At 66.8% G+C, this 25972-nt stretch carries 25 protein-coding genes and 1 pseudogene; 11 read left to right on the top strand and 15 right to left on the bottom strand.

The features are described from left to right. Positions 1–96 (bottom strand): annotated as a pseudogene (locus NA11_RS46770) (oxidoreductase); the annotation flags it as partial. Between the two features lie 60 nt (positions 97–156). Further along, positions 157–621: a MarR family winged helix-turn-helix transcriptional regulator gene (locus NA11_RS30975; protein WP_069165586.1), complete on the bottom strand. Its 465-nt coding sequence runs from the start codon at positions 619–621 to the stop codon at positions 157–159. Between the two features lie 88 nt (positions 622–709). On the opposite strand from NA11_RS30975, the gene NA11_RS30980 reads away from it, so the two are divergent. Beyond that, on the top strand, positions 710–1582 hold the full coding sequence (locus tag NA11_RS30980; protein WP_069165587.1) for an alpha/beta fold hydrolase: 873 nt from the start codon (positions 710–712) through the stop codon (positions 1580–1582). 112 nt (positions 1583–1694) lie between these two features. Here the strand turns inward: NA11_RS30980 and NA11_RS30985 are convergent, their stop codons facing one another. Genes NA11_RS30985 through NA11_RS31000 form a run of 4 tightly spaced genes read right to left on the bottom strand, consistent with a single transcriptional unit; the run spans position 1695 to position 6924 of the window. Continuing rightward, entirely contained in the window at positions 1695–3383 is a 1689-nt protein-coding gene (locus tag NA11_RS30985; protein WP_069165588.1) for a dipeptide ABC transporter ATP-binding protein, read from the bottom strand. After that, on the bottom strand, positions 3380–4357 hold the full coding sequence (locus NA11_RS30990; RefSeq protein ID WP_069165589.1) for an ABC transporter permease: 978 nt from the start codon (positions 4355–4357) through the stop codon (positions 3380–3382). Before NA11_RS30990 ends, NA11_RS30985 begins: the two co-directional genes overlap by 4 nt. Then, entirely contained in the window at positions 4350–5276 is a 927-nt protein-coding gene (locus NA11_RS30995; RefSeq protein WP_069165590.1) for an ABC transporter permease, read from the bottom strand. Before NA11_RS30995 ends, NA11_RS30990 begins: the two co-directional genes overlap by 8 nt. Positions 5277–5334: 58 nt before the next feature. Then, complete coding sequence (locus tag NA11_RS31000) at positions 5335–6924, bottom strand: peptide ABC transporter substrate-binding protein (RefSeq protein ID WP_069165591.1); 1590 nt, start codon at positions 6922–6924, stop codon at positions 5335–5337. Positions 6925–7338: 414 nt separating this feature from the next. Here NA11_RS31000 and acs point away from each other — a divergent pair, with 414 nt between their 5' ends. The 4 genes from acs to NA11_RS31020 all read left to right on the top strand — a co-directional run bounded on the left by acs (position 7339) and on the right by NA11_RS31020 (position 12288). Next, positions 7339–9291: an acetate--CoA ligase gene (gene acs / locus NA11_RS31005; RefSeq protein ID WP_069165592.1), complete on the top strand. Its 1953-nt coding sequence runs from the start codon at positions 7339–7341 to the stop codon at positions 9289–9291. Positions 9292–9454: 163 nt separating this feature from the next. After that, entirely contained in the window at positions 9455–10807 is a 1353-nt protein-coding gene (gene nhaA, locus NA11_RS31010; RefSeq protein ID WP_439957117.1) for a Na+/H+ antiporter NhaA, read from the top strand. Next, the gene (locus tag NA11_RS31015; protein WP_069165593.1) at positions 10804–11307 is read left to right on the top strand and encodes a phage holin family protein; all 504 of its coding nucleotides are present in this window, start codon (positions 10804–10806) and stop codon (positions 11305–11307) included. The genes nhaA and NA11_RS31015 overlap by 4 nt, the downstream gene beginning before the upstream one ends. 45 nt (positions 11308–11352) lie before the next feature. Beyond that, complete coding sequence (locus tag NA11_RS31020) at positions 11353–12288, top strand: alpha/beta fold hydrolase (RefSeq protein WP_069165594.1); 936 nt, start codon at positions 11353–11355, stop codon at positions 12286–12288. Between the two features lie 117 nt (positions 12289–12405). On the opposite strand, the gene NA11_RS31025 is transcribed toward NA11_RS31020, so the two are convergent. The 4 genes from NA11_RS31025 to nth form a co-directional block, all read right to left on the bottom strand. Further along, entirely contained in the window at positions 12406–13599 is a 1194-nt protein-coding gene (locus tag NA11_RS31025) for a MarP family serine protease (RefSeq protein WP_069165595.1), read from the bottom strand. A gap of 25 nt (positions 13600–13624) precedes the next feature. After that, a complete protein-coding gene (locus tag NA11_RS31030; protein WP_069165634.1) occupies positions 13625–14263 on the bottom strand; it encodes an NUDIX hydrolase in 639 nt (212 codons plus the stop codon). Between the two features lie 74 nt (positions 14264–14337). Then, positions 14338–14958 (bottom strand): TlpA family protein disulfide reductase, encoded by a 621-nt coding sequence (locus NA11_RS31035; protein WP_141717938.1) that lies wholly within the window; start codon positions 14956–14958, stop codon positions 14338–14340. A gap of 5 nt (positions 14959–14963) precedes the next feature. Next, positions 14964–15722 (bottom strand): endonuclease III, encoded by a 759-nt coding sequence (gene nth, locus NA11_RS31040; RefSeq protein WP_069165597.1) that lies wholly within the window; start codon positions 15720–15722, stop codon positions 14964–14966. Between the two features lie 181 nt (positions 15723–15903). Between nth and NA11_RS31045 the strand changes: the two genes are divergently transcribed. Further along, on the top strand, positions 15904–16131 hold the full coding sequence (locus tag NA11_RS31045) for a hypothetical protein (protein ID WP_014981184.1): 228 nt from the start codon (positions 15904–15906) through the stop codon (positions 16129–16131). A 205-nt stretch (positions 16132–16336) separates the two neighbouring features. After that, positions 16337–17011 carry a Crp/Fnr family transcriptional regulator gene (locus NA11_RS31050; protein ID WP_011206875.1) on the top strand — a complete coding sequence of 225 codons (675 nt, stop codon included), beginning with the start codon at positions 16337–16339 and terminating at the stop codon, positions 17009–17011. Between the two features lie 146 nt (positions 17012–17157). On the opposite strand, the gene NA11_RS31055 is transcribed toward NA11_RS31050, so the two are convergent. From NA11_RS31055 to sp36, 3 genes are all read right to left on the bottom strand, one after another. Continuing rightward, on the bottom strand, positions 17158–17949 hold the full coding sequence (locus NA11_RS31055; RefSeq protein WP_069165635.1) for an MBL fold metallo-hydrolase: 792 nt from the start codon (positions 17947–17949) through the stop codon (positions 17158–17160). A gap of 72 nt (positions 17950–18021) precedes the next feature. Then, entirely contained in the window at positions 18022–18489 is a 468-nt protein-coding gene (locus NA11_RS31060) for a RidA family protein (RefSeq protein WP_069165598.1), read from the bottom strand. 10 nt (positions 18490–18499) lie between these two features. Continuing rightward, the gene (sp36, locus tag NA11_RS45105; protein ID WP_141717935.1) at positions 18500–18661 is read right to left on the bottom strand and encodes a Sp36 family protein; all 162 of its coding nucleotides are present in this window, start codon (positions 18659–18661) and stop codon (positions 18500–18502) included. 178 nt (positions 18662–18839) lie between these two features. Between sp36 and bagA the strand changes: the two genes are divergently transcribed. Beyond that, positions 18840–19859, top strand: coding sequence for an ATPase BagA (gene bagA / locus NA11_RS31065; RefSeq protein ID WP_069165599.1), 1020 nt, complete (start codon positions 18840–18842; stop codon positions 19857–19859). A gap of 13 nt (positions 19860–19872) precedes the next feature. Beyond that, positions 19873–20991 (top strand): ATPase BagB, encoded by a 1119-nt coding sequence (bagB, locus tag NA11_RS31070; RefSeq protein WP_439957118.1) that lies wholly within the window; start codon positions 19873–19875, stop codon positions 20989–20991. A 96-nt stretch (positions 20992–21087) separates the two neighbouring features. On the opposite strand, the gene NA11_RS31075 is transcribed toward bagB, so the two are convergent. After that, the gene (locus tag NA11_RS31075; protein ID WP_014981178.1) at positions 21088–21411 is read right to left on the bottom strand and encodes a WhiB family transcriptional regulator; all 324 of its coding nucleotides are present in this window, start codon (positions 21409–21411) and stop codon (positions 21088–21090) included. 359 nt (positions 21412–21770) lie between these two features. Here NA11_RS31075 and NA11_RS31080 point away from each other — a divergent pair, with 359 nt between their 5' ends. Beyond that, complete coding sequence (locus NA11_RS31080; RefSeq protein ID WP_069165601.1) at positions 21771–24137, top strand: penicillin-binding protein; 2367 nt, start codon at positions 21771–21773, stop codon at positions 24135–24137. 173 nt (positions 24138–24310) lie between these two features. Here NA11_RS31080 and NA11_RS31085 read toward each other — a convergent pair whose 3' ends face one another. Next, positions 24311–24775 (bottom strand): GatB/YqeY domain-containing protein, encoded by a 465-nt coding sequence (locus tag NA11_RS31085; protein ID WP_069165602.1) that lies wholly within the window; start codon positions 24773–24775, stop codon positions 24311–24313. A 189-nt stretch (positions 24776–24964) separates the two neighbouring features. Here NA11_RS31085 and NA11_RS31090 point away from each other — a divergent pair, with 189 nt between their 5' ends. Next, positions 24965–25927, top strand: coding sequence for a metallophosphoesterase (locus tag NA11_RS31090; protein ID WP_069165603.1), 963 nt, complete (start codon positions 24965–24967; stop codon positions 25925–25927). Positions 25928–25972: the final 45 nt, after the last annotated feature.

The following is a 25972-nucleotide window of genomic DNA, read 5'->3' on the forward strand; positions in this document are numbered from 1 at the left end:
CTTGTGCCGGTGCACCTCGGCGAGCGCGTCGCGGGCGCGGTCGGCGGCGGCGCGGACACCGGGGAGATCGACGAGAGGCTGGAGCGGATCGGTCACGGCATACGAGGCTACTTGCGCGCACCCGCAGGTAACCCAGGGGCTCGTCGACTCCGGAGGTCAGGAGCCCGCGGTGCGGTGCCGCTCGATGGTCTGCTCGATCCCGGCAATGGCCGTGAGCTGTGCGGGGGTCAGCAGGTCGGTGAATCGTTGCCGAATGGACTCGCGGTGCGCCGGGGTGGCCGCGTCCAGCGCCTGCCGCCCTGCTGCGGCAAGCAGGACGTCCTGGCCGCGGCCGTCGCGTTCGCACGGCTCGCGAGCGATGAGGCCGCGCCGTTCCATCCGGCCGAGCTGACGGGACAGCCTGCTGTGCGGCCAATACATGTGCGCGGCAAGGCCGCTCACTCGCACACACGCCTCGGTGGCCGCCAATTCCGCGACAGCGGTGAGCACTTCGTAGTCGGGCATCGAAAGCCCGGTGTCCCGCTCCAGGTCTCGGGCGATCTCGGCATCAACGAGCAGGCGTAGTCGTCGGTAGGCCGCCCAGCCGTCGTCAGAACGCCGGTGCGCCGAGGTTTCTGGCATGCCCCCAAGTCTAGGGGGTTCTATTTACATGTAACGAATGTCCGGATACGGTTCGCGTCACATCTGAGTTAGCGGGAGGTTGTGCGAGATGAGCAGTAACGAGCGGATTTTCGAGGTCAATGGAATCCGTCTCTGCACCGAAACTTTCGGCGAATCGGGTGGGACACCGGTGCTGTTCCTGCACGGCGCTGGAGAATCCATGCTCGCGTGGGACGCCGAGTTCATCGGGCGGCTGGTCGCCGACGGCTGGCAGGCCATCCGGATCGACAGCAGGGACGCGGGCCGGTCGAGCACCTTCCCGGTCGGCGCGCCGGGCTACGGGCTCACCGACATGGTCGCCGATACGATCGGACTGCTCGATGCGCTCGAGGCGCCGCGGGCACATCTGATCGCCATGTCCCAGGGGTCTGCGGTGTCCCAGCTCACCGCCATCCACCACCCCGATCGGGTCGCCTCGTTGACGCTGACGGCGTCGACACCCGGCGGTCCCGGCCACGAAAGCCCCGATCTGCCAGGGATTTCCGCAGAGCTGAGCGCGTTCTTCACGAACGAGCCGCCCGTGCCGGACTGGGCGGATCGCGCGGCGGTCATCGAGTACCTGGTCGAGGCCGAGCGCCCGTTCGCCGCGAGCAGCTACCCGTTCGACGCCGAACACCGCGCCGAGGCGGCGGGCCTGGTCTTCGATCGGGCCGCCGATATCGCGGCCCAGCTGACCAATCCGTATCTGGTCGATGCGGGCGAACCGTGGCGCGACCTGCTCGGCACCATCACCGCACCGACCCTGGTGCTGCACGGCGCGGAGGATCCGCTGTTCCCGATCGAACACGGAAAGGCCTTGGCCGCAGCGATTCCCGGTGCCGGATTCCTGCCGATGGCGCAGGCGGGACACGAGGTCCCGCCGCCCCATCAGTGGGACGACGTGATCCCCGCGATCCTCGCGCACCTGGCCCGCGTCGCATGATCGGCCATTGCCCGCCCTGGCGCCCATCGTCCTGAATGCGCGGCAAGCCCCGACCCAGCGGGCCGGGGCTTGCCACGTCACTACTCGGTAGGCTGCTGAGCCCACCGACTCGCTAGCCTGCCAACAGATCCCGGCCGGGAATGGCATCCAGCAAACGCTGGGTGTATTCCTCGCGGGGATTGTCGAAGACCTGCTCGGTGGAGGCCGCCTCGACCACCTTGCCGTTCTGCATGACCAGCACGTCGTCGGCGATCTGCCGGACGACGGCCAAGTCGTGCGTGATGAACACATACGACAGGCCGAGCTCGGCTTGCAGGTCGTTGAGCAGCCGCAGAATCTGCGCCTGCACCAGCACGTCGAGCGCGGAGACCGCCTCGTCGCACACCACGACCTCGGGCGAAAGTGCCAGCGCACGTGCAACGGCCACGCGCTGACGCTGTCCGCCGGACAGCTCGTTCGGATAGCGCCGCATCACCGTCGACGGCAGCGACACCTTGTCGAGCAGCTCTCGAACCGTCGCCTCCCGCTCCTTCGGGGAGCCGATGTCGTGCGTGCGCAACGGCTCCTCGATGGTGCGGTAGATCGAGTACATCGGGTCGAGCGAGCCGTACGGGTCCTGGAAGATCGGCTGCACCCGGCGCCGGAACGCGAAGGCGCCCTTGCGATCCAGCTTCGCCACTTCCTTGCCGTCGAACACCACCTTGCCCGACGTCGGCTCGAGCAGGCCGAGGATCATCTTGGCGACCGTCGATTTGCCCGAGCCGGATTCGCCGACGATCGCGGTCGTGGTGCCACGCCGCAGCCGGAACGAGACGTCCTGCACCGCAGTGAAATCCGTCGACCGCCACGGCGCGTTGCCGCGAATCTTGAAGGCCTTGGTCAGGTTCTCGGTCACCACGACGTCGTCGGGAGCCGCGGCCAGCTCCGCGTCCGATGCCACCAGCTGCTCGGCGACCTGCACCGCCTGCTCGCGGATCTCGATGCGCTGCTTCACCGAGGACAGCCGCTGCGAGGCGAGCGAGGGTGCGGAGTTCACCAGCCGCTTGGTGTACAGGTGCTGCGGTTCGCGCAGAATCTGCAGGGCAGGACCGGATTCCACCACCCGGCCCCGATACATCACCACCAGGTGTTCGGCCCGCTCGGCCGCAAGTCCGAGGTCATGGGTGATCAGCAGTACCGCGGTGCCGAGCTCGTTGGTGAGACCGTCGAGATGGTCGAGGATCTGACGCTGCACCGTCACGTCCAGCGCCGAGGTCGGTTCGTCGGCGATCAGCAGCTTGGGCCGGCAAGCCAGGCCGATGGCGATGAGCGCACGCTGGCGCATACCGCCGGAGAACTCGTGCGGATACTGGTTCACCCGTCGCGCGGCGTCGGACATGCCCGCTTCCTCGAGCAGTTCGATGGCGCGCTGCTTGGCCGCCTTGCCCTTGGCGATGCCGTTGGCCTCCAACGTTTCCTGAATCTGGAAGCCGATCTTCCACACCGGGTTGAGGTTCGACATCGGATCCTGCGGGACCAATCCGATGCCGCTGCCGCGGACCGCGATGACGTCCTTCTTGGACACCTTCGCGAGATCCTTGCCGTCGAACAGGATGTTGCCCGAGGTGACCTGCCCGGTGCCGGGCAGCAGATCGATGATCGCGTGCGCGGTGGTGGACTTGCCCGACCCGGATTCGCCGACGATCGCGACGGTTTGGCCCGGATACACCGACAGGTTCACGTCACGAACCGCGGGGATCTTCTTGCCCTCGGAGCTGAAACAGACGTTGAGGTCCTTGATTTCGAGCAGTGGCGCGGTCATCGCTTCCTCGCCTTCGGGTCGAGGGCGTCGCGCACCGCGTCGCCGAGCATGATGAAGCTCAGCACGGTGAGCGCCAACGCCGTTGCGGGGTAGAACAGGATCGCGGAGGTGCGAATCTCCTTCTGCCCCGACGCGATATCGGAGCCCCAGGACACGATCGTGCGCGGCAGTCCGACACCGAGGTAGGACAACGTCGCCTCGGTGACGATGAAGACGCCGAGCCAGAGCGTGGTGACCACGATCAGCGGACCCGCCGAGTTCGGCAGCACGTGCCGAATCAGCGTGCGTATTCGCGAGACGCCCAATGCCTTTGCGGCCGTGACGTAATCACTGTTCTTCGATTGGATCACCGCACTGCGGGCGATCCGCGCGGCCTGCGGCCAGGTGAACGCGGACAGGATGATGATCACGGTCCAGATGGTCCGCGAATCGAGCAGCTGCATGACCACGATCGCCGCCAGCATCAGCGGGATGGCGTAGAAGATCTCGGCGACGCGCGACACGATCGAGTCGAGCAGCCCGCCGTAGAAACCGGAAAGTGCACCGAGGACGCCGCCGATCAGCACGAAGAAGATCGTGGCGCCGACGCCTGCCATCACCGAAGCCCTTGCCCCGTAGACGGTTCGGGCGTAGATGTCACAGCCTTGCTTGTCGTAGCCGAACGGATGACCCGCGCTGCTCGGATGCATGCTGAAATCGCCGTTGCAGTAGCGCGGATCCTGGCTGGTGAACAGCCCTGGCCAAATGACAACCACGAGGACGAACAGGATCATCAACGCCGCGACGATGAAGATCGGGTTGCGCCGCAGCTGCCGCCACGCATCGGTCCAGATGCTGGTCGGCGAGCCTGCGTCGACGACCATGTCGGTCGCGAGCACCTCGACCTCGTCGGGTGGGGCGACGAAGTAGGTCTGCCTGCCGCGGGCCGCGCTCTCCGCGAGGTCGATTCCTTGTCCTTTGTCGAGGTCAGGCATAGCGAATCCTCGGGTCGAGTGCGGCGTAGAGCAGATCTACGAACAGATTCGAGATCAGGAAGATGACGATCAGCACCGTCACGAACGAGACGACGGTCGGCGGCTCGCCGCGGGTAATCGCCTGGTAGAGCGTGCCACCCACGCCGGGGATGTTGAAGATGCCTTCGGTGACGATCGCACCGCCCATCAGCGCCCCGAGGTCGGCGCCGAGGAAGGTGATCACCGGGATCATCGAGTTGCGCAGGATGTGCACGGTGACCACCCGGCGCCTGCTGAGTCCCTTGGCCGTCGCGGTCCGGACGTAGTCGGCGGACATGTTCTCCGCCACCGAGTTTCGGGTCAACCGCAGCACGTACGCGAACGACAGCGAGCCGAGCACGAACGCGGGAACGATCAGCGCGCCGAAGCTCGCGTTGCCGCCGACGGTCACCGGGGCGATCTCCCATTTCACGCCGAGCAGGTACTGCGCGAGGAAGCCGACGACGAAGATCGGGACGGCGATCACGATCAGGCTGATCACCAGCATCGACGAGTCGAACAGCTTGCCCTTGCGCAGGCCGGCGATCAGGCCGAAGATCACGCCGAAGACGGCTTCGACGAACAGCGCCATGAAGGCGAGTTTGATCGTGATCGGGAACGCCCGAGCCAGCTCCGCGCGAACCGGCCTTCCGGAGAAGGCAGTACCGAAATCGAACGTCAGAATGCCCTTCAAATACAGCAGATACTGCATGAAGAAGGGCTGGTCGAGGTGGTAGCGCGCACGCAGCTGCGCTTCCACCGCGGGGGTCATCGGCTTGTCGCCTGCGAGCGCGGAGATCGGGTCGCCGGGAACAAGGAAGACCAGGGCATAAATAAGCAGCGTCGCTCCGAGGAACACAGGGATCATCTGGAGCAGACGCCGCACGACATACCAGGCCATTTCGCCTCCTGAGTCAGTGATGCGCCGCGCCTCGGCTCGAGGCGCGGCGCATCAGCGGCTACTTCTCGATGTTCTCGAAGTCGAACAGTCCGTTCCAGGCGAGCTCGGCCTTCTTGACCTTGTCCGACCGACCGGCGTTGGCGATGTACTCGAACATCGGGATGTCGGACATGTCCTTGAGCATCAGGGCCTGCGCCTTGGCGACGATCTTGTAGGACTCCTCGAGGGTCGGCGCGGCCAGGGCGTCATCGAGCAGCTTGTCGAACTCGGGGCTCTTGTAGTCGACGTTGTTGGTGTCGGAGTAGCTGTAGTAGTTCGACGTGAGGAACTGCAGCATGGTCGGGTAGTCACCCTGCCAGCCGTAGCGGAAGGCCTTGCCGATGGTCTTGGCGTTCACCAGGTCCCTGATGTTCTTGAACGTCGGGTACGCGGTGGCGATGGCCTCGATACCGAGGGTGTTCTTGATGCTGTTCGCGGTGGCTTCGATCCAGGCCTGGTGGCCGCCGTCGGAGTTGTAGGCGATCTCGAAGGTGCCCGACCACGGCGAAATGACGTTGGCCTGGGCCCACAGCTTCTTCGCCTCCTCCGGGTTGTACTTCAGCACCTCGGAGCCGGGCAGGTTGCCGTTGAAGCCGGGCAACGTGCTTGCGGTGAAGTCCTTGGCCGGGACGCGGGAACCGTGGAAGATGTTCTGGCAGATCTGTTCCCGGTTGATGGCCATCGAGATGGCCTTACGCCGCAGCAGGCCTTCTTCGCCCGCGAAGTGCGGGACGTTCTGCTGGATGCCGACCTTCTGGTTCTGCGCGGTGGGCTTGGTGATCGCGCGATCGCCGAGGTCCTTCTCGTACGACGCCAGCGCGCTGTCCGGAATGGTGTCGAGCGAGTCCAGGTTGCCGGCAAGCAGGTCCTGGTAGGCGGTGTCGAAGGACTGGTACATCACGAACCGCAGGCCCTTGTTCTTGGCCGGGCGGCCGCCCTTGTACTCCGGGTTCGGCACCAGGTCGATCTGCACGTTGTGCTGCCAGGCACCGTTGCTCGCGAACTTGTACGGGCCGTTGCCGATCGGGTTCTCGCCGAACGCCTTGATGTCCTTGAACGCCGCCTCGGGCAGCGGGTAGAACGGCGCGTAGCCGAGGCCGGTCTCGAAGTCGATGGACGGCGACTCCAGCTCGACGGTGAACGTGCGGTCGTCGACCACCTTCAGGCCCGACAAGGTCTGTGCCGTCGGCTTTTCCGCGGAGACTTCCTTGAAGCCCTTGATCGGGGTGAACACGTAGCTCTGCAACTGAGCGTTGGTGCCGAGTGCGCCGTAGTTCCACGCGTCGACGAAGGACTTGGCCTTGACCGGGGTGCCGTCGGAGAACTTCCAGTCCGGCTTGATGGTGATCTTGTAGTTCTTCCGGTCGGTCGTCTCGATCTTTTCGGCCATCTCGTCGTGCGGAACACCGCTGGCGTCGTAGTACTTCAGCCCAGCGAACAACCGGTCGACGACGCGGCCGCCCATGTTCTCGTTGGTGTTGGTGGGCACCAACGGGTTCTGCGGCTCACCACCGCCGGTGGTGACGATGCTCGAGTCGGCACTATCGCCCGACGAGCACGCCGCCAGACCGAGGCTTGTGGCCAACAGTACCGCTGCGGTCAGCGCCATTGCTCTGTTGAATCTCAACGCGTTCTCCCGATTTCGACAAGGGCGGAACAGACGGCACGCGCGTGAGGTCACCAGGCGCATGCCGGCACAAACCGCCTTGGGTGACTCGGAGAGTAACCACCGAACAGGGCTATGTCATCGGATTGACCAAGGTTCATTCCACTTGTTACCAATCCGGCAACATGACCGAAACACGAAAAACATCGCGCGAAAAGGACCTATCCGCCGGAACATTGTCTCAAAGAGGCCATCCAGTCTGTCCGCCGGATCGGCCGCTCCGTCGCGGATCGCGCAACGGCGTGACAGTTCCGAAACCCGGTGGACACACCGGACGCGGCGTAGGTCACAGTTGTTTACTGTCGAACTTGCTGCGTTTGGTTCGTGGACTCAGGCTACGTGGAAAGAAGAAACGAGATGACCGAAACCGCCGACCACAGGGACTCGTACCCGCCGACCGCGGAGTTCGCGGCGGCGGCGAACGCTGGTGCCGCGCTGTACGAGCAGGCCACGGCCGATCGCGACGCGTTCTGGGCCGAGCAGGCCGGTCGTTTGCACTGGCATCAGCCGTGGCGCCAGGTGCTGGACTGGAACGACGCGCCGGTGGCGAAGTGGTTCGTCGACGGCAAGCTGAACGTCGCCTACAACTGCGTCGACCGGCACGTGCTCGACGGGCACGGCGACCAGGTCGCCATCCATTGGGAAGGTGAACCCGGCGACTCGCGCGATATCACCTACGCCGAGCTGCTCGCCGAAGTCAGCCGTGCCGCAAACTATTTCACCGAACTCGGCCTCGAAGCGGGCGATCGCGTCGCCCTCTATATGCCGATGGTGCCCGAGGCCATCGTCGCGATGCTGGCCTGCGCCCGGCTCGGGCTCACCCACTCCGTGGTGTTCGCGGGCTTCTCCCCCACCGCGCTGCGCCAGCGGGTCGACGACGCCGAAGCCAGGCTGGTGATCACCACCGACGGCCAGTGGCGACGCGGTAAGGCGGCACCGCTCAAGGCTGCCGTGGACGAGGCGCTGTACGCGAACGGCGATGTGCCGCACAGCGTCGAGCATGTGCTCGTGGTGCGCCGCACCAACATCGAGGTGCCGTGGACCGAGGGCCGCGACCTGTGGTGGCACGAAACGGTCGCACAGGCCGCCCCCGAACACGAGGCGCAGGCGTTCGACGCCGAGCACCCGCTCTTTATCCTCTACACCTCAGGCACCACCGGGAAGCCCAAGGGTATCCTGCACACCTCCGGCGGTTACCTCACGCAGGCCGCTTACACCCACCACAACGTCTTCGATCACAAAGCCGGACAAGACATTTACTGGTGCACCGCCGACATCGGCTGGGTCACCGGACACAGCTATATCGTCTACGGACCATTGGCCAACCGCGCCACCCAGGTCGTCTACGAAGGCACCCCCAATTCCCCCGATGAACACCGTCATTTCCAGATCATCGAAAAATACGGCGTCTCCATCTATTACACAGCCCCGACACTGGTGCGCACATTCATGAAGTGGGGCAAGGAGATTCCGGCCGCGCACGACCTGTCCAGCATCCGGCTGCTCGGCTCGGTGGGCGAGCCGATCAACCCGGAGGCTTGGCGCTGGTACCGCGACACGATCGGCGCGGGCACCGCACCGGTGGTGGACACCTGGTGGCAGACCGAGACCGGCGCGATCATGATCTCGCCGCTGCCCGGTGTCACCGCGGCCAAGCCCGGTGCCGCGATGACGCCGCTGCCGGGCATCTCGGCGCTCGTCGTCGACGAAGAGGGCAAGCCGGTGCAGCGCGGCGAAACCGAGGCCAACGGCTACCTGGTGCTCGACCAGCCGTGGCCGTCGATGCTGCGCGGCATCTGGGGCGACATGGACCGTTACCGGGCCACCTACTGGGAACGCTATGCCAGCCAAGGCTGGTACTTCGCCGGTGACGGCGCCAAGCTCGACACCGACGGCGACCTCTGGGTGCTCGGCCGGGTCGACGACGTGATGAACGTGTCCGGGCACCGGATCTCCACCGCCGAGGTGGAGTCGGCACTGGTCGGCCACGCCGGCGTCGCCGAGGCCGCGGTCGTCGGGGCCAGTGACGCCACCACCGGTCAAGGCATCGTCGCGTTCGTCATCCTCACCGCGGAGGCCGAGGACACCGGCGCGGCACTGGTCGACGAGCTGAAGGCGGAAGTATCCCGCGAGATCAGCCCGATCGCACGGCCGAGGGAGATCCACGTGGTGCCCGAGCTGCCCAAGACGCGCAGCGGCAAGATCATGCGTCGCCTGCTGCGCGACGTCGCAGAGGGCCGCGAGCTCGGCGACACCTCGACCCTGGTCGACCCCAATGTCTTCGAGGCGATTCGGGCAACCAAGGCGTAACCCCTGGCAGGGGGCGCGGACACAGCTGCGCGACAGAATAAGGCCGGTGGCGTGATTCGTCACCGGCCTTACCCGTTAGGATTGCGTAAGGTGTGCCGGGAAGTCTGGTCGGCATGCGGTCGTGTCCATGAACGCCGAATCGGTGGCAGGTGCGGTCGCAGCCATGACCGACCCTGCCGAAAGGTTCCCCGTGATCACGCAAGTGCGCTCGGAACTCTCCCGCTATCTACGCACGGAAACTGTCGGCGGTGCATTCCTTCTCATCGCGGCCGCCGCGGCGTTGCTGTGGGTGAACTCGCCGTGGGGCGCGAGCTACGTGACCATGACCGAGACCGTCCTCGCCGTCCCGCCGCTGCACCTCGACCTCACGCTGGCCGACTGGACCAAGGACGGCCTGCTCGCCATCTTCTTCTTCGTCGCAGGACTGGAGCTCAAACGCGAGCTGGTCGTCGGCGAGCTGGCCGACCCGAAGCGGGCCGCGCTCCCGATCATCGCCGCGGTCGGCGGCGTGGTCACTCCCGCGCTGATCGCCATGGCGGTCGGCGTCGGCGTCGAAGGGATGGATCGGGGCTGGGCCATTCCGGTGGCCACCGATATCGCGTTCGCGCTGGCCGTGCTCGCCATGACCGGCTCACGCATTCCGGCGAGCGCGCGGGTCTTCCTGCTCAGCCTCGCGGTGGTCGACGATCTGATGGCGATCGTGCTGATCGCCGTGTTGTTCACCACCACGGTGTCGCTGCTGTGGCTGCTCGCGGCGCTCGCCTGCTTCGCCGGATGGGCACTGGCCCAGCACAAGCGGATCAGGGGGCCGTGGCTCTATCTCCCGATCGCGCTGGTGGCCTGGTACGCGCTGCACGAGGCAGGCATCCACCCGACCATGGCAGGCGTGGTGCTCGGCCTGCTCACCAGGGTGCGGCCCGACCCAGGCGAGGACGAGGCGCCCGCCACCAGGCTGGAGCACCTGATCCAGCCGATCTCGGCCGGACTGTGCGTGCCGCTGTTCGCGCTGTTCGCCTCCGGAGTTCCGTTGGACGGCAGGGTGTTCGGCGAGCTGTTCAGCGACAGGCTAGCGCTCGCAGTAATTCTCGGGCTACTGCTCGGCAAGACCCTCGGCATCTTCGGGATCAGCTGGCTCGCAATCCGGTTCGGCATCGCGAAGCGGCCCGCCGGACTCGGCTATCGCGACATGTTCGCCCTGTCGGTGCTCGGCGCGATCGGGTTCACCGTTAGCCTTCTGGTGGCAGAGCTCGCGCTGGCCGACGTCGGAGATGGCTCCGCAGTCGAATTGGCGAAGGCCGCCGTGCTGGTCACCTCAATGGCGGCGTCGCTCGCCGGTTCGGCGCTACTGTTGCGGCGTGGGCGTGTCCACCAGGCACGGCAGGACGCGCGTGCGCTAGAACGGGAAGACAACGGCGTGATCGAGATACCGGCAGGCAGTAGCCTGCGGGACCGAGAGCGCCGCACATCGAACGGAGCCGAAGCAGTGCCGGGACAGGGAGAAGGGTCGACCAAGTGAGTTTCACACACGGCGGTAACGGGAACGACGCGCAGCGCGGTCGTACGGTGACCTCCATTCCCTTGTCCGACGCCAATCCCGCAGGCAGCGCCAGCATCGGCAGCCTCGTGCGCGATGCCACCGAACAGATGTCGACCCTGGTCCGTGCCGAGGTCGCGCTGGCCAAGGCGGAGGTGACCGGCGAGATCAAGAAGGGCCTGCAGGGCAGCGTCTACTTCATCCTCGCCCTGACCGTCCTGCTGTTCAGCACCTTCTTCTTTTTCTTCTTCCTCGGCGAACTGCTCGATGTGTGGCTGGCTCGCTGGGCGGCGTTCCTGATCGTGTTCGGCCTGATGATCCTCGCGACGGCACTGCTCGCGTTCCTCGGCTATCTGCGGGTGAAGAAGTTGCGCGCACCCGAGAAGACGATCGATTCGCTCAAGGCGACCGCGGCGGTGCTGCCGCACGGCTTCGGCGCCGCGGCGCACGAGCGGCCCGCATTGGAAAAGCCCACCTCGTAACCGCTCGCTCGCGCGCGGATACCTCGACTATTAGGCTGCCTCGGCGTGTCGTCGAACTTCATTCCTGATCCCTCCAGCGTCCGTTACGACGGCCCATGGGCGCATCGGGACGTTCATGCCAACGGCATCCGATTCCACGTCGTCGACGCGGCGCCCGACCGCACCGACGCCCCACTTGTCGTGCTGCTGCACGGCTTCGCCGACTTCTGGTGGACGTGGCGGCATCAGCTGACCGGGCTCGCCGACCTGGGCTACCGCGCGGTCGCCGTCGACCTGCGCGGCTACGGCGACAGTGACAAACCGCCGCGCGGTTACGACGGCTGGACGCTGGCGGGCGATATCGCCGGGCTCATCCGCGCCCTCGGCTATGCCGACGCGACGCTGGTCGGGCATGCGGACGGCGGACTGGTCTGCTGGGCGACCGCCGTGCTGCACCCGCGACTGGTCAGTTCGATCGGCGTGGTGAGTTCACCGCACCCGGCGGCACTCAAGAGCGCGGTGCTGCGCAACCGGCGCCAGCGCGCGGTCTGGCTGCCGAACTTCCTGCGCTATCAGCTGCCCCGCTACGGCGAGCACCTGCTCACCGCCGGCGGCGGCTTCGAGGTCGAGCGGCTGTTGCGCCAGCGGGTGAGCGGATCCTGGTCCGGCACCGCCGAATTCGTCGACACGGCGCGGCGGATGCGTTCGGCCATCCAGATTCCCGGCGCCGCGCACTGTGCGCTGGAGTATCAGCGTTGGGCGTTTCGCAGCCAGTGGCGCCCGGACGGCCGCCGCTTCATGGCGACCATGCGGGAGCCGATCCGCATTCCGGTGCTGGCCATGCGCGGCGATCTCGACGGCTATGTGCTCAACGGCACCTTCCGGCGTGGACATCACCTCTCGCCGGACCGCCGCCTGGTCGCCATCTCTGACGCGGGCCACTATGCGCACCAGGAGAATCCGGACGCGGTGACGGCGGAATTGGCGAAGCTGCTGGCCTGAACGCCCTCCGCTGACGACTCGACCGGTTCGACTGTCCTTGTGCGAGCCGACAATTCCGAGCGATCGGCGTAGCCCTGAGTCGAAGACGGCCCGCGATGAGCAGGCCGCCTTCGATCATCAGCTGAGCACGCAGGCTCCGGTGCCGACCGGAACGTTCGATCCGGCCGCGGCGTCGAGCTGGGCGCGCACCTCGTTCAAGGTGAGCACGTAGCCGGTGTCGTCGTCGGTGACGGCGGCGCCGAACACGACGCCGAGCACCTCGCCCTTGGTATCCACCAGTGGCCCACCGGAATTGCCCGCGCGGACCTGACCGCGGACGGTGTACACCTGACGTTCCACCGTGCCGTTGCGGTAGATGGTCGGACCGGTGAGATCCAGCGTCTCCCGCACGCGCGCCGCGCTGGCCGTGTACGGACCACCGCCGGGGTAGCCGAGCACGATGGCGCTGTCACCGGAGCGGGCAGGCGTCGGCGCCTGCGGCACCACCGGGGCGGCGAGGCCGGGCACCGCGAGCACGGCCACGTCCTTCGACGGGTCGAACAACACCACGGTCGCATCCAGCGCGCCCTGTGCGCTGTCCACCTGCACGCTGGTGGTGCCTGCCACCACGTGGGCGTTGGTCATCATCCGCTCGGGTGCGATCACGAAGCCCGAACCCTCCAGCGCCCGCTGGCAACTCGGCGCGACACCACGGATGCGCAGCACACTCGACCGCAGCGAGGCGGCGACCGGGCTGGCGAGCACGCTGCCGTCCGGCGGCTCGACGGCCGCGATCGGGGCCCGCCCGAACGGGCCGATCACGTCCGGCAGGCCGGAGGTGTTGAGCAGCTTGGAGAATTCGTTGGGCAGCCTGCGCAGCCAGTTCGGCGCGACCTCGTTGACGTCGGCGAGGACACGCGAGCCGTTGATCGCGGTGGCGATCGCAGGCTGCGACGAGGTGGCCAACGGCAACGCGAGCAACCACGCGGTGACCAGCACGGCCACCGCCTGCAACGCGGCGCCGACCACGCTGTCCACACTGCGGGTGAACGGATGTCGCATGCCGCTGCGCGCGGCGCGGCCGAGCACCATGCCCGCGACCTCGCCGATGATCACCAGCAGCACGATCAGCAGCACGCCGGTGAGCACGCGCGCACGGCCCTCGTCGACGTGGACCAGGATGTGCGGCGCGATCAGGATGCCTGCGACCGCACCGAGGACAACGCCGAGGAACGCGAGTGCGGACGCGACCGCACCCTGACGCCATCCCGAGGACGCGGCCAGCAGTGCGAGCAGCACCACCGCGATATCGAGCCAGGCAGACGAACTCACGAATCCACCTCGCTCGGTTCGGTGCTCATAAGGTCATTCCGAGGTCGCCAAGCGCGGTCTCCAGATCACGGACGTCGTCGTGGTTCCAATCCTGTTCCCAGCCAGCGGTTTTGAAGATGCCTGCGAGGATACCGCCGGTGAGTCCCCAAACCAACATGCCGTCGACCAGGAAGGCCGGGCTCTGGTAGCCGAGGCTGCCGCGGACCAGGAAGCGGTTCGCCGGATCGAGCAGCTCGGCCAGCGGCACCCGCACCACCCGTTCGGTCTCGCTCTCGTCCACCACCCGCACCTCGCTCGGCGTGCGCCAGTAGGCGACCACCGGCGTCACGTCGAAACGGGACGGCGGCACGAACAACTTCGGTAGCACCGCGAGGGGTTCCACGCCCGACCGATCGAGCCCGGTCTCCTCACACGCCTCCCGAAGCGCGGTGTCGATCGGTCCGTTGTCACCCGGATCCACCTCGCCGCCGGGAAACGCGATCTGGCCGCGATGCTGGCGCAGAGTGGCCGCGCGCTGGGTGAGCAGCACCTCCGCGTCGGCGGGTAGCCCGCCGAGCCCATCCGGATCGGCCTCAGCGGCACCGCCGAACAGCACAAGGACCGCAGCCTGGCGTGGTGTCGAGGTCAGGGACATGGCACGGCGCAGCGCCCGCGCCAACGTCAGCGTGTCCGACGCGTCGGCGGCAGGCTCGGTGGCCCGGCTCAACCACTTCGGAATATCGTGCGGCACAGGGATGCTCACGCAGCAACCCCCAGCTCCTGCGCGACCGTTTCCGTGATGTCGTCCACCCCGCTGAACGCGCGAACCACGACCTTGGCCACCGAACCGTCCGCCCGCACCAGCACCGAGATCGGCAGCACCGCAGGCGCACCGACGGCCGTGCGCACCCGCGCGGCGGCGTCGAGCACGCCGGGCAGTGTCACGTCCAGTCCCACCAGCCGCGATATCGCCTTGGCCTCCTCGGGGTCGCTGTGCACGGTCAGCACGGTAATCGCGTTTCCGGCCCGTTGGGCGAACTGCTGCAAATACGGCAATTCCTTTGCACACGGCGCACACCAGTACGCCCAGAGGTTCAGCAGCGCCGGCTTACCGGCGAGCGCGGCGGACAGATCGAGCGATCCGCCGTCTGCCAGGCAGTTCACCGCCAGTCCCGCCAGCGGTCCCGCGCCGGTGCTGCCTGCTGCAGGCTGCGGGCAGGCCGCGAGCCCGGCCGCAGCGCGTTGCTGGCCGGACACTGCGGTATCCGCCGCGGTCGCTTCGACGGGGGTCTCGGCGTCACGGCCGCGCGGCCACAGCGCCGCCGCGAGCGCTACCACCGCGATCAACCCCGCCAACGCCCATCGCCAAGCAACCGGCAGTTGCCTCACCGGCCCACCAGCTCGAGCAGATGCTCCTTCTCGGGACCCTTCACCAGCTCGGCCGCGGTATCCGGATCGGTCGGCCCTGCCCCGAACGACGGGCAGTCCTTGGCGAGCACGCAGACACCGCAAGCCGGCTTACGCGCATGACACACCCGGCGCCCGTGGAAGATCACCCGGTGCGACAGCATCGTCCAGTCTTTGCGCTCGATGAGCTCGCCGATGAGGTGTTCGACCTTCACCGGATCTTCCTCGGTGGTCCACCCCCAGCGGCGCACCAGGCGGCCGAAATGGGTGTCGACGGTGATGCCGGGCACACCGAACGCGTTGCCGAGGATGACGTTCGCGGTCTTGCGTCCGATGCCGGGCAACTTGACGAGTTCGTCCATGGTGTGAGGCAACTCACCGTTGTGGTGTTCCAGCAGTGCCTGTCCGAGGCCGATCAGCGAGGTTGCTTTGTTTCGGAAGAAGCCGGTCGATCGGATGTATTCCTCCAGCTCCGCGCGGTTCGCCTCGGCGTAGGCGCGGGCGTCGGGGTACTTCGCGAACAGGGCAGGCGTGGTGAGATTCACCCGCACATCCGTGGACTGCGCGGAAAGTATTGTCGCGACCGCCAATTCGAGCGGCGTTGTGAAGTCCAGCTCACAGTGCGCGTCCGGGAAAGCGGCGGCAAGAGTGCGGTTCATCCGGCGCGCTCGCCGGACTAGTCCGAGCTGAGTTTCCGCTTGTCGCGCGCGGGATTTCCGTTTCGGAGCGGCAACCACGGCAGGTTGCGCATCGGTCGCCTCGACGGCGGGCGCCCGCCCGTTCCCGGCGGCTGTGGAGGGGGTGACACGCACCTGTCCACCATACGGAACGGCGGGCCAACGTTGCCCGTCCAGTTCGGTTGCCGTGTTCCATCTGAGACCTAGACCGTGTTTACTCCTCCGTATGCAAGGACTCGCTGTGGTGCTCTTCCCAGTGCTGTTGATGCTGTTCGCACTGGGTATGGAGCGGGTCGAGAACCGGCTCCGCAAACTTCTCGAACCCGACGAAGAGGTTCAGCAGTACCTGGACAAAGCAAGCAACGCAGAAGTGAAAGAGCTGACGAGGCTCGGCCTGCCCGCCGCCGTCGCCCGGATGCGCAAGCGCCGTGCCCGCGGCGAGGAGCTGGATGTGGCACGCGCGAGCTGATCGACGAGACGGTCGGTCGCTCCGGTGACCAGCAAGGGACCCGCAAACATCGCAGCGGCGATACTGGTACGGTTTCTCGCTGCGCCACGCAATCCACACGTTCCGTGGTGTCTGTCACTACGCTGTCATCATGCCGCGTAGACTGCGCTGTTGGCCGAGTCGCTTTCGGTCCAGTACAGAGCCATTTCCCATAAGGAGCACATAAGTGGACGAGGCCCTCGCCAGAGCAGGCATCTTCCAGGGCGTCGAGCCCACTGCGGTGGCCGCCCTCGCCAAGCAATTGCAGCCCGTGGATTTTCCACGTGGTCATGTCATTTTCAACGAAGGTGAACCGGGTGATCGGCTGTACATCATCACCTCGGGCAAGGTGAAGATCGGGCGCCGGTCCCCGGACGGCCGGGAAAACCTGCTGACCATCATGGGCCCGTCGGACATGTTCGGTGAGCTGTCGATTTTCGATCCAGGCCCGCGTACCTCCACCGCGACAACGGTGACCGAGGTCCGCGCCGTCACGATGGATCGGGACGCCTTGAAGTCGTGGATCGACCAGCGCCCCGAGATCGCTGAGCAGTTGCTCCGCGTCCTCGCCCGGCGCCTGCGTCGCACCAACAACAACCTGGCCGACCTCATCTTCACCGACGTCCCCGGCCGGGTCGCCAAGGCGCTGCTGCAGCTCGCGCAGCGGTTCGGCACCCAGGAGGCCGGCGCGCTTCGGGTCACCCACGACCTCACCCAGGAAGAGATCGCCCAGCTCGTCGGCGCATCTCGCGAGACCGTGAACAAGGCGCTCGCCGACTTCGCGCATCGCGGCTGGCTGCGGCTGGAGGGCAAGAGCGTGCTCATCTCCGACTCCGAGCGCCTCGCCCGGCGCGCTCGCTGATTCCCCGAACCACTGCTGGATTCAGCGCTGCACTGCCATGAGCGCGTCAGGCCCGGAGGCGGTAGCGCCGCGTCACCGCCCAGGGCCTGCGCTCATCGCCATCAGGCGCTGAATCCGGCAGTGCTGGTTCGCCAGCGATACGCCCGCTAACCCTCGGCGCGCAGGTACTCCAGTTGGGCCTGCACCGAACTGCGGGCAGCCAGCCACAGTCGCTTGTCGACATCGGCGTAGACCCGGCGCACCACGGCCATCGCGCCCGCGTTCGGGCCGAGCACCTGTAGCGCTTCCCGCACTTGATCGAGACGTTCGTGACGGTGTGCGATGTAGTAGCGGGCCACCGGTTCCAGATCGGGATGGTCCGGACCGTGCGCGGGCAGGAGCGCTTTCCCCGCACCGGCCTCGACCAGTCGATCCAACGAGACCAGATAGTCGGCCAGGGTGCCGTCGGTCGAATCGAGCACGGTGGTTCCGCTGCCGAGGATCGTGTCACCGGTCAGCACCGCGTCGTCGAGCACGAAGCTCACGGAATCACCCGTGTGGCCCGGAGTGTCGAGCACGGTGATCCGCAGGCCTGCCGCCTCGATCACCTCACCGTCGACCAGTACCGTGTCCGAACCGCGCAGAAAGCCGGATTCCTTGGCGCGCACCGGAGTTCCGGTCAGCTCGACCAGCTTGTCGATGCCGCCGGTGTGATCGTGATGCCGGTGCGTGATCAGGGTGAGCGCGATATCGCCGCCGGTGACCTCGGCAATCCGCGCGCTGTGCTTCTTGTCCTTCGGCCCGGGATCGATGACCACACAGTCCGATCGGCCCGGCGCGCGCAGAATCCAGGTGTTGGTGCCATCCAGCGTCATCTGCCCTGGATTGTTCGCGAGCAGCACCGCTGCCGTCGGGGTTACCTGTCGTAGCTGCCCGTAGGCGGGATGTTCAAGAGCCATGCCCATATTCCTCGCGTGCGATCAGCGAGCCGACGCCCGCGGCGCCAAGGGTGCCGCGGGCCCGGCAAGCAATTACTTCACTTCGGCGATGATTTCTACCTCGACCGGAGTGTTCTTCGGCAGTTCGGAGACGCCGACGGCGGAGCGGGCGTGCACGCCCGCATCGCCGAAGACCTCGGCGAGGAATTCGGACGCGCCGTTGATGACGATCGGCTGATCGTTGTATCCCGGTGCGGAAGCGACGAATCCGACCACCTTCACGATGCGCACCACCGCGTCGAGCCCGACCAGTGCGTGCACCGCGGCCAGCGCGTTGAGCGCGCACAGGCGCGCGGCTTCCTTCGCGTCCTCGGTGCTCACCTCGGCGCCGACCTTGCCGACGGCCGACAGCTCACCGTTCACGAACGGCAGCTGGCCGGAGGTGTAGACCAGCGAACCGGTCCGGATCGCCGGAATGTAGGCGGCCACGGGTGCCGCGACCGGAGGCAGGGTCAGTCCGAGGCGGGTTAGGTTGCTCTCCCAGTTGGTCACTGCGGTCATCGCCGTCTCCTTACTTCGGGCGCTTGAGGTAGGCGACGTGCTGTTCGCCGGTCGGGCCGGGCAGCACGGTCACCAGCTCCCAGCCGTCGGCGCCCCACTGATCGAGAATCTGCTTCGTCGCGTGCGTCAACAGCGGCACGGTCGCGTACTCCCACAAGCTCGCATCACTCATGGGGTGAGCTTATTGGCCGCGCGGGCGCGGCGTGGTTCGCGGCCCCCTCGGTCGGGCGACGACGGCGACCGTCTCACTGTCTGGTACAGATCGCCCGCAAATCCGGTCGACAACCGGATCCCTCGGGCGCGATCTCAGAACGGGTTATAGGCTCGCGAGCGTGGGAGTACCAACAGCAGTGCCTGTTTCAGCCGAGCCAGGGCTGGAAACAGGGTGGCCGAAGCGCGCGGAAAAGGCTCGCTTGCACTATGTCTCCGGAAAGGGCGGCACAGGCAAGTCCACGGTGGCCGCCGCGCTGGCACTCGCCCTGGCCGCCGGTGGCCGCCGGGTGCTGTTGGTGGAGGTGGAGAGCAGGCAGTCGATTGCCCAGCTGTTCGATCTGCCGCCGCTGCCGCCCACCGAGACCAGGATCGCCACCGCGGACGGCGGCGGCGAGGTGGTCGCGCTCGCGCTGGATATCGAGCATGCGTTCCTCGAATACCTGGACATGTTCTACAACCTCGGCTTCGCGGGGCGGGCGATGCGCCGGATGGGCGCCATCGAGTTCGTCACCACCATCGCGCCTGGTCTGCGTGACGTCATCCTGACCGGCAAGATCAAGGAGACCGTGGTCCGGGTGGACAAGGCGGGCAAGCGGGTCTACGACGAGATCGTGGTCGACGCCCCGCCGACCGGCCGGATCGCCAGCTTCCTCGATGTCACCCAGGCCATGCTCGAGGTGGCCAAGGGCGGGCCGATCGCAGGCCAGGCCGAAGGCGTTTCGAAGCTGCTGCACTCGGATCAGACGATGATCCACCTGGTCACCTTGCTCGAGGCGCTGCCGGTGCAGGAAACCGCCGACGCCATCGCGGAATTGAAGGCGGCGGACCTGCGCATCGGCACGGTGATCGTGAATCGCGCCACCGAGGGCCAGCTGCCCGCCGAACTGCGGGCCGAGGCGGCGCAGGGCGAGCTGGACACCGACGCCGTCCGCGCGGGACTCGCTGCGGCGGGAATCACACTGCCGGACAACGATTTCCAGGGCCTGATCACCGAAACTGTCGAGCACGCTGCGACTTTGCAGGCGCAGGACGACAGCGCGAGCGAGCTCTCGAAGGTCGACGTGTCCCGCATGTATCTCCCCGCGCTGCCCGAGGGCATGGATCTCGGTGGGCTGTACGAACTTGCCGAGCACCTCAGTACGCAGGGAGTGAAGTGAAGTGAGTACACCGATAGTCGCGGGGCCGCTCGACATCTCGGAGATCATCGAGGACCGCACGGCCAAGGTGGTGGTCTGCTGCGGCTCCGGCGGTGTCGGCAAGACAACCACCGCCGCCGCGATCGCGTTGCGGGCGGCCGAGTACGGCCGCAAGGTTGTGGTACTCACCATTGATCCGGCCCGGCGACTGGCTCAGTCACTCGGCGTCGCGGACCTCGGCAACACTCCGCAGCGGGTGCCACTCGGCCCGGAGGCCAAGGGCGAGCTGCACGCGATGATGCTGAACATGCGGCGCACCTTCGACGACATGGTGCTCGAGCACACCAGTCCGGACAAGGCCGAGCAGATCTTCGCCAACCCCTTCTATCAAACCGTCGCGTCCTCGTTCGGCGGCACGCAGGAATACATGGCGATGGAGAAGCTCGGGCAGCTGGCCGGGCGCAAGGAGTGGGACCTGATCGTGGTCGACACTCCCCCGTCACGCAACGCACTGGACTTTCTCGATGCGCCGAAGCGGCTCGGGAACTTCTTGAACGGCAGGATGATCCGGGTCATCATGGCGCCGGGCCGCGGCGTCACCCGCTTGGTCACCGGCGCGATGAGCCTGGCGGTGCGCGGTGTTTCCACCATCGTCGGCGGCCAGATGCTCAAGGACGCATCGAACTTCCTGCAGTCACTGGACTCGCTGTTCGGCGGCTTCCAGGATCGGGCGGACCGGACCTACGCGATGCTCTCCAAGCCGGGCACCCACTTCCTGGTGGTCGCTGCCGCGGAGCCGGACGCGCTGCGCGAGGCGTCGTTCTTCGTGGACCGGCTCTCGACCGAGCGGATGCCGCTGGCGGGGTTGGTGCTCAACCGAACTCATCCGGCGCTGAGTTCGCTCTCGGCCGATCACGCGCTGACTGCCGCCGAGCAGATGGCCGACACCGATCCGCTCACCGCGGCGGTGTTGCGCATCCACGCCCGCCGCGTCGCGACCGACAAGCGCGAACAGCATCTGCTGCACCGGTTCACCGGCGCGCACCCGCGGGTGCCGATCGTCGCGGTGACCGCGTTGCCGTTCGAAGTGTCGGATTTGTCCGCGCTCCGCGTGGTCGGCGAACAGCTCGCCGCGCACCGAAAATCTGCTTGATACATAGACGCATCGGCTATATGTCCATACGGAAATAACGGCGTAAAACGGAACTGAGCCCGCTTTCGCAGGCTCAGTTCCGAATTTCGGTAGGTTTTACATAGCCACCTGATGCTGGCGCTGAGCCTGGAAGAAATCGGCCCAGGAGGTCACCTCCGGATGCTGCTTGAGCAGAGCGCGACGCTGCCGCTCGGTCATACCGCCCCACACGCCGAACTCCACTCGATTGTCGAGCGCGTCGGCACCACACTGCATCAGCACTGGACAGTGCCTGCAGATCGTCGCCGCTTTGCGCTGCGCAGCGCCGCGGACGAACAACTGATCGGGATCTACTTCCTTGCATCGGGCCTGGGCTACCCAGGCAATCCTTGCTTCGGCCTGCTCCACGTCCAATCGAGCGATGGGGGTTGTCATGTGCATTTGGTGTGCCCCTTTGCAGTCCGAACACCGGGTCAACGGCGCTCCAGAATCGCGTGTCAGCGTCGCAGCAACCCAAACCCCGCTGCGAACTGCACCACATTCCACTTTGAGTGTTAGCTCTATCACACTGGGTTCTCAATCTAGGTAAAGGTATGGGGCTAGCGCAAGACCGTCCCCGGATTTTTTGGTACGTCCGTCCCTGCAAAATCGCTCGAGCGGCGGCCGGTCCGGGGGATTCGCGGCGTGCCGTCCCGCGACACGCCAGACTCGCCCGCGCGACACGCCCATTCGCTCGGATGAATCGACTCGGGTTAAACGCTGAAGAGAACGCGCGAAGCCCACCCCGTAGTCTGGGGTTCGTGCCGATCACACATACGCTCGCGCGGCTGGCCGGCAGTTGCCTGCTGGCCGCCGTGCTTATCGCGGGGTTGCTGTTCCCGCTCGCCGGTGGCTTCGGGTTCGTTTCGAACCGTGCCGCCGATGCCGTCGACAACGTGTCCTCGGAACTGGTTGAGGGCACCGTGCCCGCCGTTTCGACGATGGTCGACGCGAGTGGTTCACCGATCGCCTGGCTCTACGAGCAGCGCCGTTTCGAAGTCCCCAGCGACAAGATCTCCAACGACATGAAGCTGGCGATCGTCTCCATCGAGGACCGGCGCTTCGCCGAGCACGAAGGTGTCGACTGGCAGGGCACGCTGCGCGCGTTCCTCACCAACACCAGCAGCGGCGAGGTGCAGCAGGGCGCATCGACGCTCGACCAGCAGTACGTCAAGAACTTCCAGCTCCTGGTCGTCGCCAAGACCGACGCCGAGCGCAGGGCCGCGATCGAGACGACGCCCGCCCGCAAGATCCGCGAGATCCGGATGGCGCTCACCCTGGACCGGGAGCTGACCAAGGACGAGATCCTCACCAGGTATCTGAACCTGGTGCCGTTCGGCAACTCCTCCTACGGCATCCAGGACGCCGCGCAGACCTACTTCGGTGTCGACGCGTCCGAGCTGAACATCTCGCAGGCCGCGATGCTCGCGGGCATGGTGCAGAGCTCCTCGAAGCTCAACCCGTACACCAACACCGAAGGCGTGCTTGCCCGGCGCAACACGGTGCTGGACACGATGATCCAGAACATCCCGAGCCGCGCCGACGAATTCCGCGAGGCCAAGACCAAGCCGCTCGGGGTGCTGCCGGAGCCGAAGGGTCTGCCGCGCGGCTGCATCGCCGCCATGGACCGCGGCTTCTTCTGCGACTACGCGCTGCAGTTCCTGGCCAACGCTGGCATCAGCAGGGAGCAGATCGATAAGGGCGGTTACCTGATCAGGACCACCCTCGATCCCGCGGTGCAGGATTCGGTGAAGCGGTCGGTGACCGACGCGGCCAATCCGAACCTGGACAACATCGCCCAGGTGATGTCCGTGGTCGCACCCGGTCAGGACTCGCACCCGTTGATCGCGATGGCCAGTAGCCGCACCTACGGCCTGAACCGCGACGCCAACGAGACCGTGCAGCCGCAGCCGTATTCGATGGTCGGTGACGGCGCAGGCTCGATCTTCAAGCTCTTCACCACCGCCGCGGCCATGGAGAAGGGCCTCGGCATCAACGCCCAACTCGATGTGCCGGGCCGCTTCGAGGCCAAGGGCATGGGTAACGGTGGCGCGCGCGGCTGCCCGGCCGCGACCTACTGCGTCGAGAACGCTGGCAAGTACAAGTCGCCGATGTCGGTCACCGAGGCGCTGGCGACCTCGCCGAACACCGCGTTCGTCAAGCTGATTCAGGCCGTCGGCGTGACGCCGACCGTCGACATGGCGGTGCGGCTCGGCATGCGCTCCTACACCGAGGCGGGCAGCTCGGGCCACGGCAACCAGAGCCTCGCCGACATGATCAAGGAACAGAACCTCGGCTCGTTCACCCTCGGACCGGTCGCGATCAACCCGCTGGAACTGTCCAACGTGGCCGCGACCCTCGCCTCCGGCGGCAAATGGTGCCCGCCGAACCCGATCAAAGAGGTGGTCGATCGCCAGGGCAAGCAGGTGCCGCTGACCCAGCAGGCCTGCGAGCAGGTCGTCGAGCCCGGTCTCGCCAACACGCTCGCCAACGCGATGAGCAAGGACGACATCAGCGGCACCGCAGCCGGCGCGGCCCAGTCGACCGGCTGGAACCTCCCGCTGTCCGGCAAGACGGGCACCACCGAAAGCCACCGCTCCTCGGCCTTCGTCGGGTTCACCAACTCGCTGGCCGCGGCCAACTACATCTACGGCGACAGCCCGACGCCTGCCGAGATCTGCTCGTTCCCGCTGCGAAACTGCGGCGACGGCACCCTTTTCGGTGGTAATGAACCGGCGCGCAGCTGGTTCAACGCGATCAAACCGGTGATCGGGCGGTTCCCGCCGCCTGGATTGCCACCGCTGGACGACAAGTACGTGCGCGGCTCGAACAACGCCCAGGTGCCCGATGTCGTCGGAATGACGCAGGGCGCGGCGACCGCGGCATTGGTCGGGGCAGGCTTCCAGGTGACGCCGGTGACCGGACCAGGCGCGCAAGCCAAGGGCACCGTGATGGGCACGGCGCCGAACGGTTCGGCCATCCCTGGCTCGGTGATCACGCTCTACGTCAGTGACGGCACCCAACGCGCCGCACCGCCGCCCGGCCCGGCACCACTGCCAGGCATCCCGGGGCTGCCACCGCCACCGTTGTTGCCGCCCATCCCCATTCCGATCCCCATCCCCCGCTGAAAATGCCGCCGACCCGGGTGCCACTGCACCCGGGTCGGTGGTTCTTCAGCCCACTGATCTCGCAAGAACATGGGTAACTCGTCGGGTACGGGCTAACGCAGTCCCCTCTTGCCGCCGGTCGCCAACGGCGCCGTTACCGCACCTGAGTCTGGCCAGAAAACTCGGAGAGGCGGCTACAGCCGGGCCTTGACGGCCGCGGAGAGCCTGGAGCCGTCGGCCTTGCCCTCGGCGAGCGCGGTGGCGGCCTTCATGACCTGACCCATCTGGCGCATGCCGGGGCGTTCACCGAGTTCCTCGGCGATCTGGGCGATCGCGGTGTCGGCGACGTCGGCCACCTCGGCCTCGCTGAGCTGGGTCGGCAGGTATTCGTCGATGATGCGCGCCTCGGCGTGCTCGTTGGCGGCCAGCTCACCGCGCCCGGCCTGGGTGTAGATCTCGGCCGACTCGCTGCGCTTCTTCGCCTCTTTCTGCAGCACGGCGATCACGTCGGCATCGGAGAGTTCACGCGCCTGCGCGCCGGCGACCTCCGCGGTCTGGATCGCGGCAAGCAGCATCCGCAGCGTGGAAAGGCGCAGCGTGTCCTTGGCTTTCATCGCGGCGGTCATGTCCGTCCGCAGTTGCGCTTTGAGTTCCGACATGAGGTCACGGTAGCCGGTTCATTCGGCCGCGCCCACCACATTTGCGCACCTACTGCCGATTACGGCAGTGCCGACTCGGCGTGCCGGGCGCCGGCGCACGTCCCGGCGCACGCGCTGGTCAGGCCTTGTCCAGGCGCCTGTGCGTAAACACACTCGGCGTTCCGCAACGGGGTCACCTATGCTGGGCAAATGCCCGTGATCTCGACCGCTGCTGTCCGCACGACCGCGTTGGGAGCCGCCGGGGCGGCGGTGGCCGGAATCGGCTACGCCTCGCTGGTCGAACGCAACGCCTTCGTTCTGCGCGAAGCCACCATGCCGGTCCTCGCACCGGGGTCGACGTCGCTGCGGGTGCTCCACATCAGCGATCTGCACATGACGCCCGGCCAGCAGCGCAAGCAGCAGTGGCTGCGCGAGCTGGACCGGCTGGAGCCGGATCTGGTCATCAACACCGGTGACAACCTCTCGCACATGAAGTCGGTTCCCGCGGTAGTCCAGGCCCTCGGCGGATTGCTTTCCCGCCCGGGGCTTTTCGTTTTCGGGAGCAACGACTACTTCGCGCCGGTGGCGAAGAACCCGATGAAGTACTTCAAGAAGGACCACCGTCGCACCTACGGCGCCCCGCTGCCGTGGAAGGACCTGCGCGCGGCCTTCACCGAGCGCGGCTGGCTCGACCTGACGCATGTGCGCCGCGATCTCGAGGTGTCCGGCATCCGGATCGCCACCGCGGGCGTCGACGACCCGCACCTGAACCGGGACCGCTACGACACGATCGCCGGTGCGCCGAACCCCTTGGCCGAGTTACGCATCGGCCTGACCCACTCGCCCGAACCGCGCGTGCTCGACCGCTTCGCCGAGGACGGCTACGACCTCGTCATGGCGGGGCACACGCACGGCGGTCAGCTGTGCCTGCCCGGATACGGCGCGCTCGTCACGAACTGCGGCATCGATCGGTCCCGGGTCAAGGGCCCGTCGATGTGGGGCGAGCACACCCAGCTGCACGTGTCGGCGGGCATCGGAACCTCGCCGTGGGCGCCTTACCGTTTCTGCTGCCGCCCGGAGGCGACGCTGTTGACGCTGGTCGCGGCTCCCCCGCAGCGGCCTGTGGCCGACACCGGCCAGGGCGTGTCCACATCGGAGGCCGTCGCCCGCTAAGGTCGCGTGCCGAGACGTGTGTCAGGCAGGGGACAACTGTGAGTG

The sequence above is a fragment of the Nocardia altamirensis NBRC 108246 genome, assembly GCF_001612685.1.
GTDB classification, from domain to species: domain Bacteria; phylum Actinomycetota; class Actinomycetes; order Mycobacteriales; family Mycobacteriaceae; genus Nocardia; species Nocardia altamirensis.

What these genes read in the sequence shown, in the direction of transcription:
- NA11_RS30975 (WP_069165586.1), bottom strand. Translation starts at nt 621, where the DNA reads ATGCCAGAAACCTCGGCGCACCGGCGTTCTGACGACGGCTGGGCGGCC.
- NA11_RS30980 (WP_069165587.1), top strand. Translation starts at nt 710, where the DNA reads ATGAGCAGTAACGAGCGGATTTTCGAGGTCAATGGAATCCGTCTCTGC.
- NA11_RS30985 (WP_069165588.1), bottom strand. Translation starts at nt 3,383, where the DNA reads ATGACCGCGCCACTGCTCGAAATCAAGGACCTCAACGTCTGTTTCAGC.
- NA11_RS30990 (WP_069165589.1), bottom strand. Translation starts at nt 4,357, where the DNA reads ATGCCTGACCTCGACAAAGGACAAGGAATCGACCTCGCGGAGAGCGCG.
- NA11_RS30995 (WP_069165590.1), bottom strand. Translation starts at nt 5,276, where the DNA reads ATGGCCTGGTATGTCGTGCGGCGTCTGCTCCAGATGATCCCTGTGTTC.
- NA11_RS31000 (WP_069165591.1), bottom strand. Translation starts at nt 6,924, where the DNA reads ATGGCGCTGACCGCAGCGGTACTGTTGGCCACAAGCCTCGGTCTGGCG.
- acs (WP_069165592.1), top strand. Translation starts at nt 7,339, where the DNA reads ATGACCGAAACCGCCGACCACAGGGACTCGTACCCGCCGACCGCGGAG.
- nhaA (WP_439957117.1), top strand. Translation starts at nt 9,455, where the DNA reads ATGACCGACCCTGCCGAAAGGTTCCCCGTGATCACGCAAGTGCGCTCG.
- NA11_RS31055 (WP_069165635.1), bottom strand. Translation starts at nt 17,949, where the DNA reads ATGGCTCTTGAACATCCCGCCTACGGGCAGCTACGACAGGTAACCCCG.
- NA11_RS31060 (WP_069165598.1), bottom strand. Translation starts at nt 18,489, where the DNA reads ATGACCGCAGTGACCAACTGGGAGAGCAACCTAACCCGCCTCGGACTG.
- sp36 (WP_141717935.1), bottom strand. Translation starts at nt 18,661, where the DNA reads ATGAGTGATGCGAGCTTGTGGGAGTACGCGACCGTGCCGCTGTTGACG.
- NA11_RS31075 (WP_014981178.1), bottom strand. Translation starts at nt 21,411, where the DNA reads ATGCACATGACAACCCCCATCGCTCGATTGGACGTGGAGCAGGCCGAA.
- NA11_RS31085 (WP_069165602.1), bottom strand. Translation starts at nt 24,775, where the DNA reads ATGTCGGAACTCAAAGCGCAACTGCGGACGGACATGACCGCCGCGATG.
- NA11_RS31090 (WP_069165603.1), top strand. Translation starts at nt 24,965, where the DNA reads ATGCCCGTGATCTCGACCGCTGCTGTCCGCACGACCGCGTTGGGAGCC.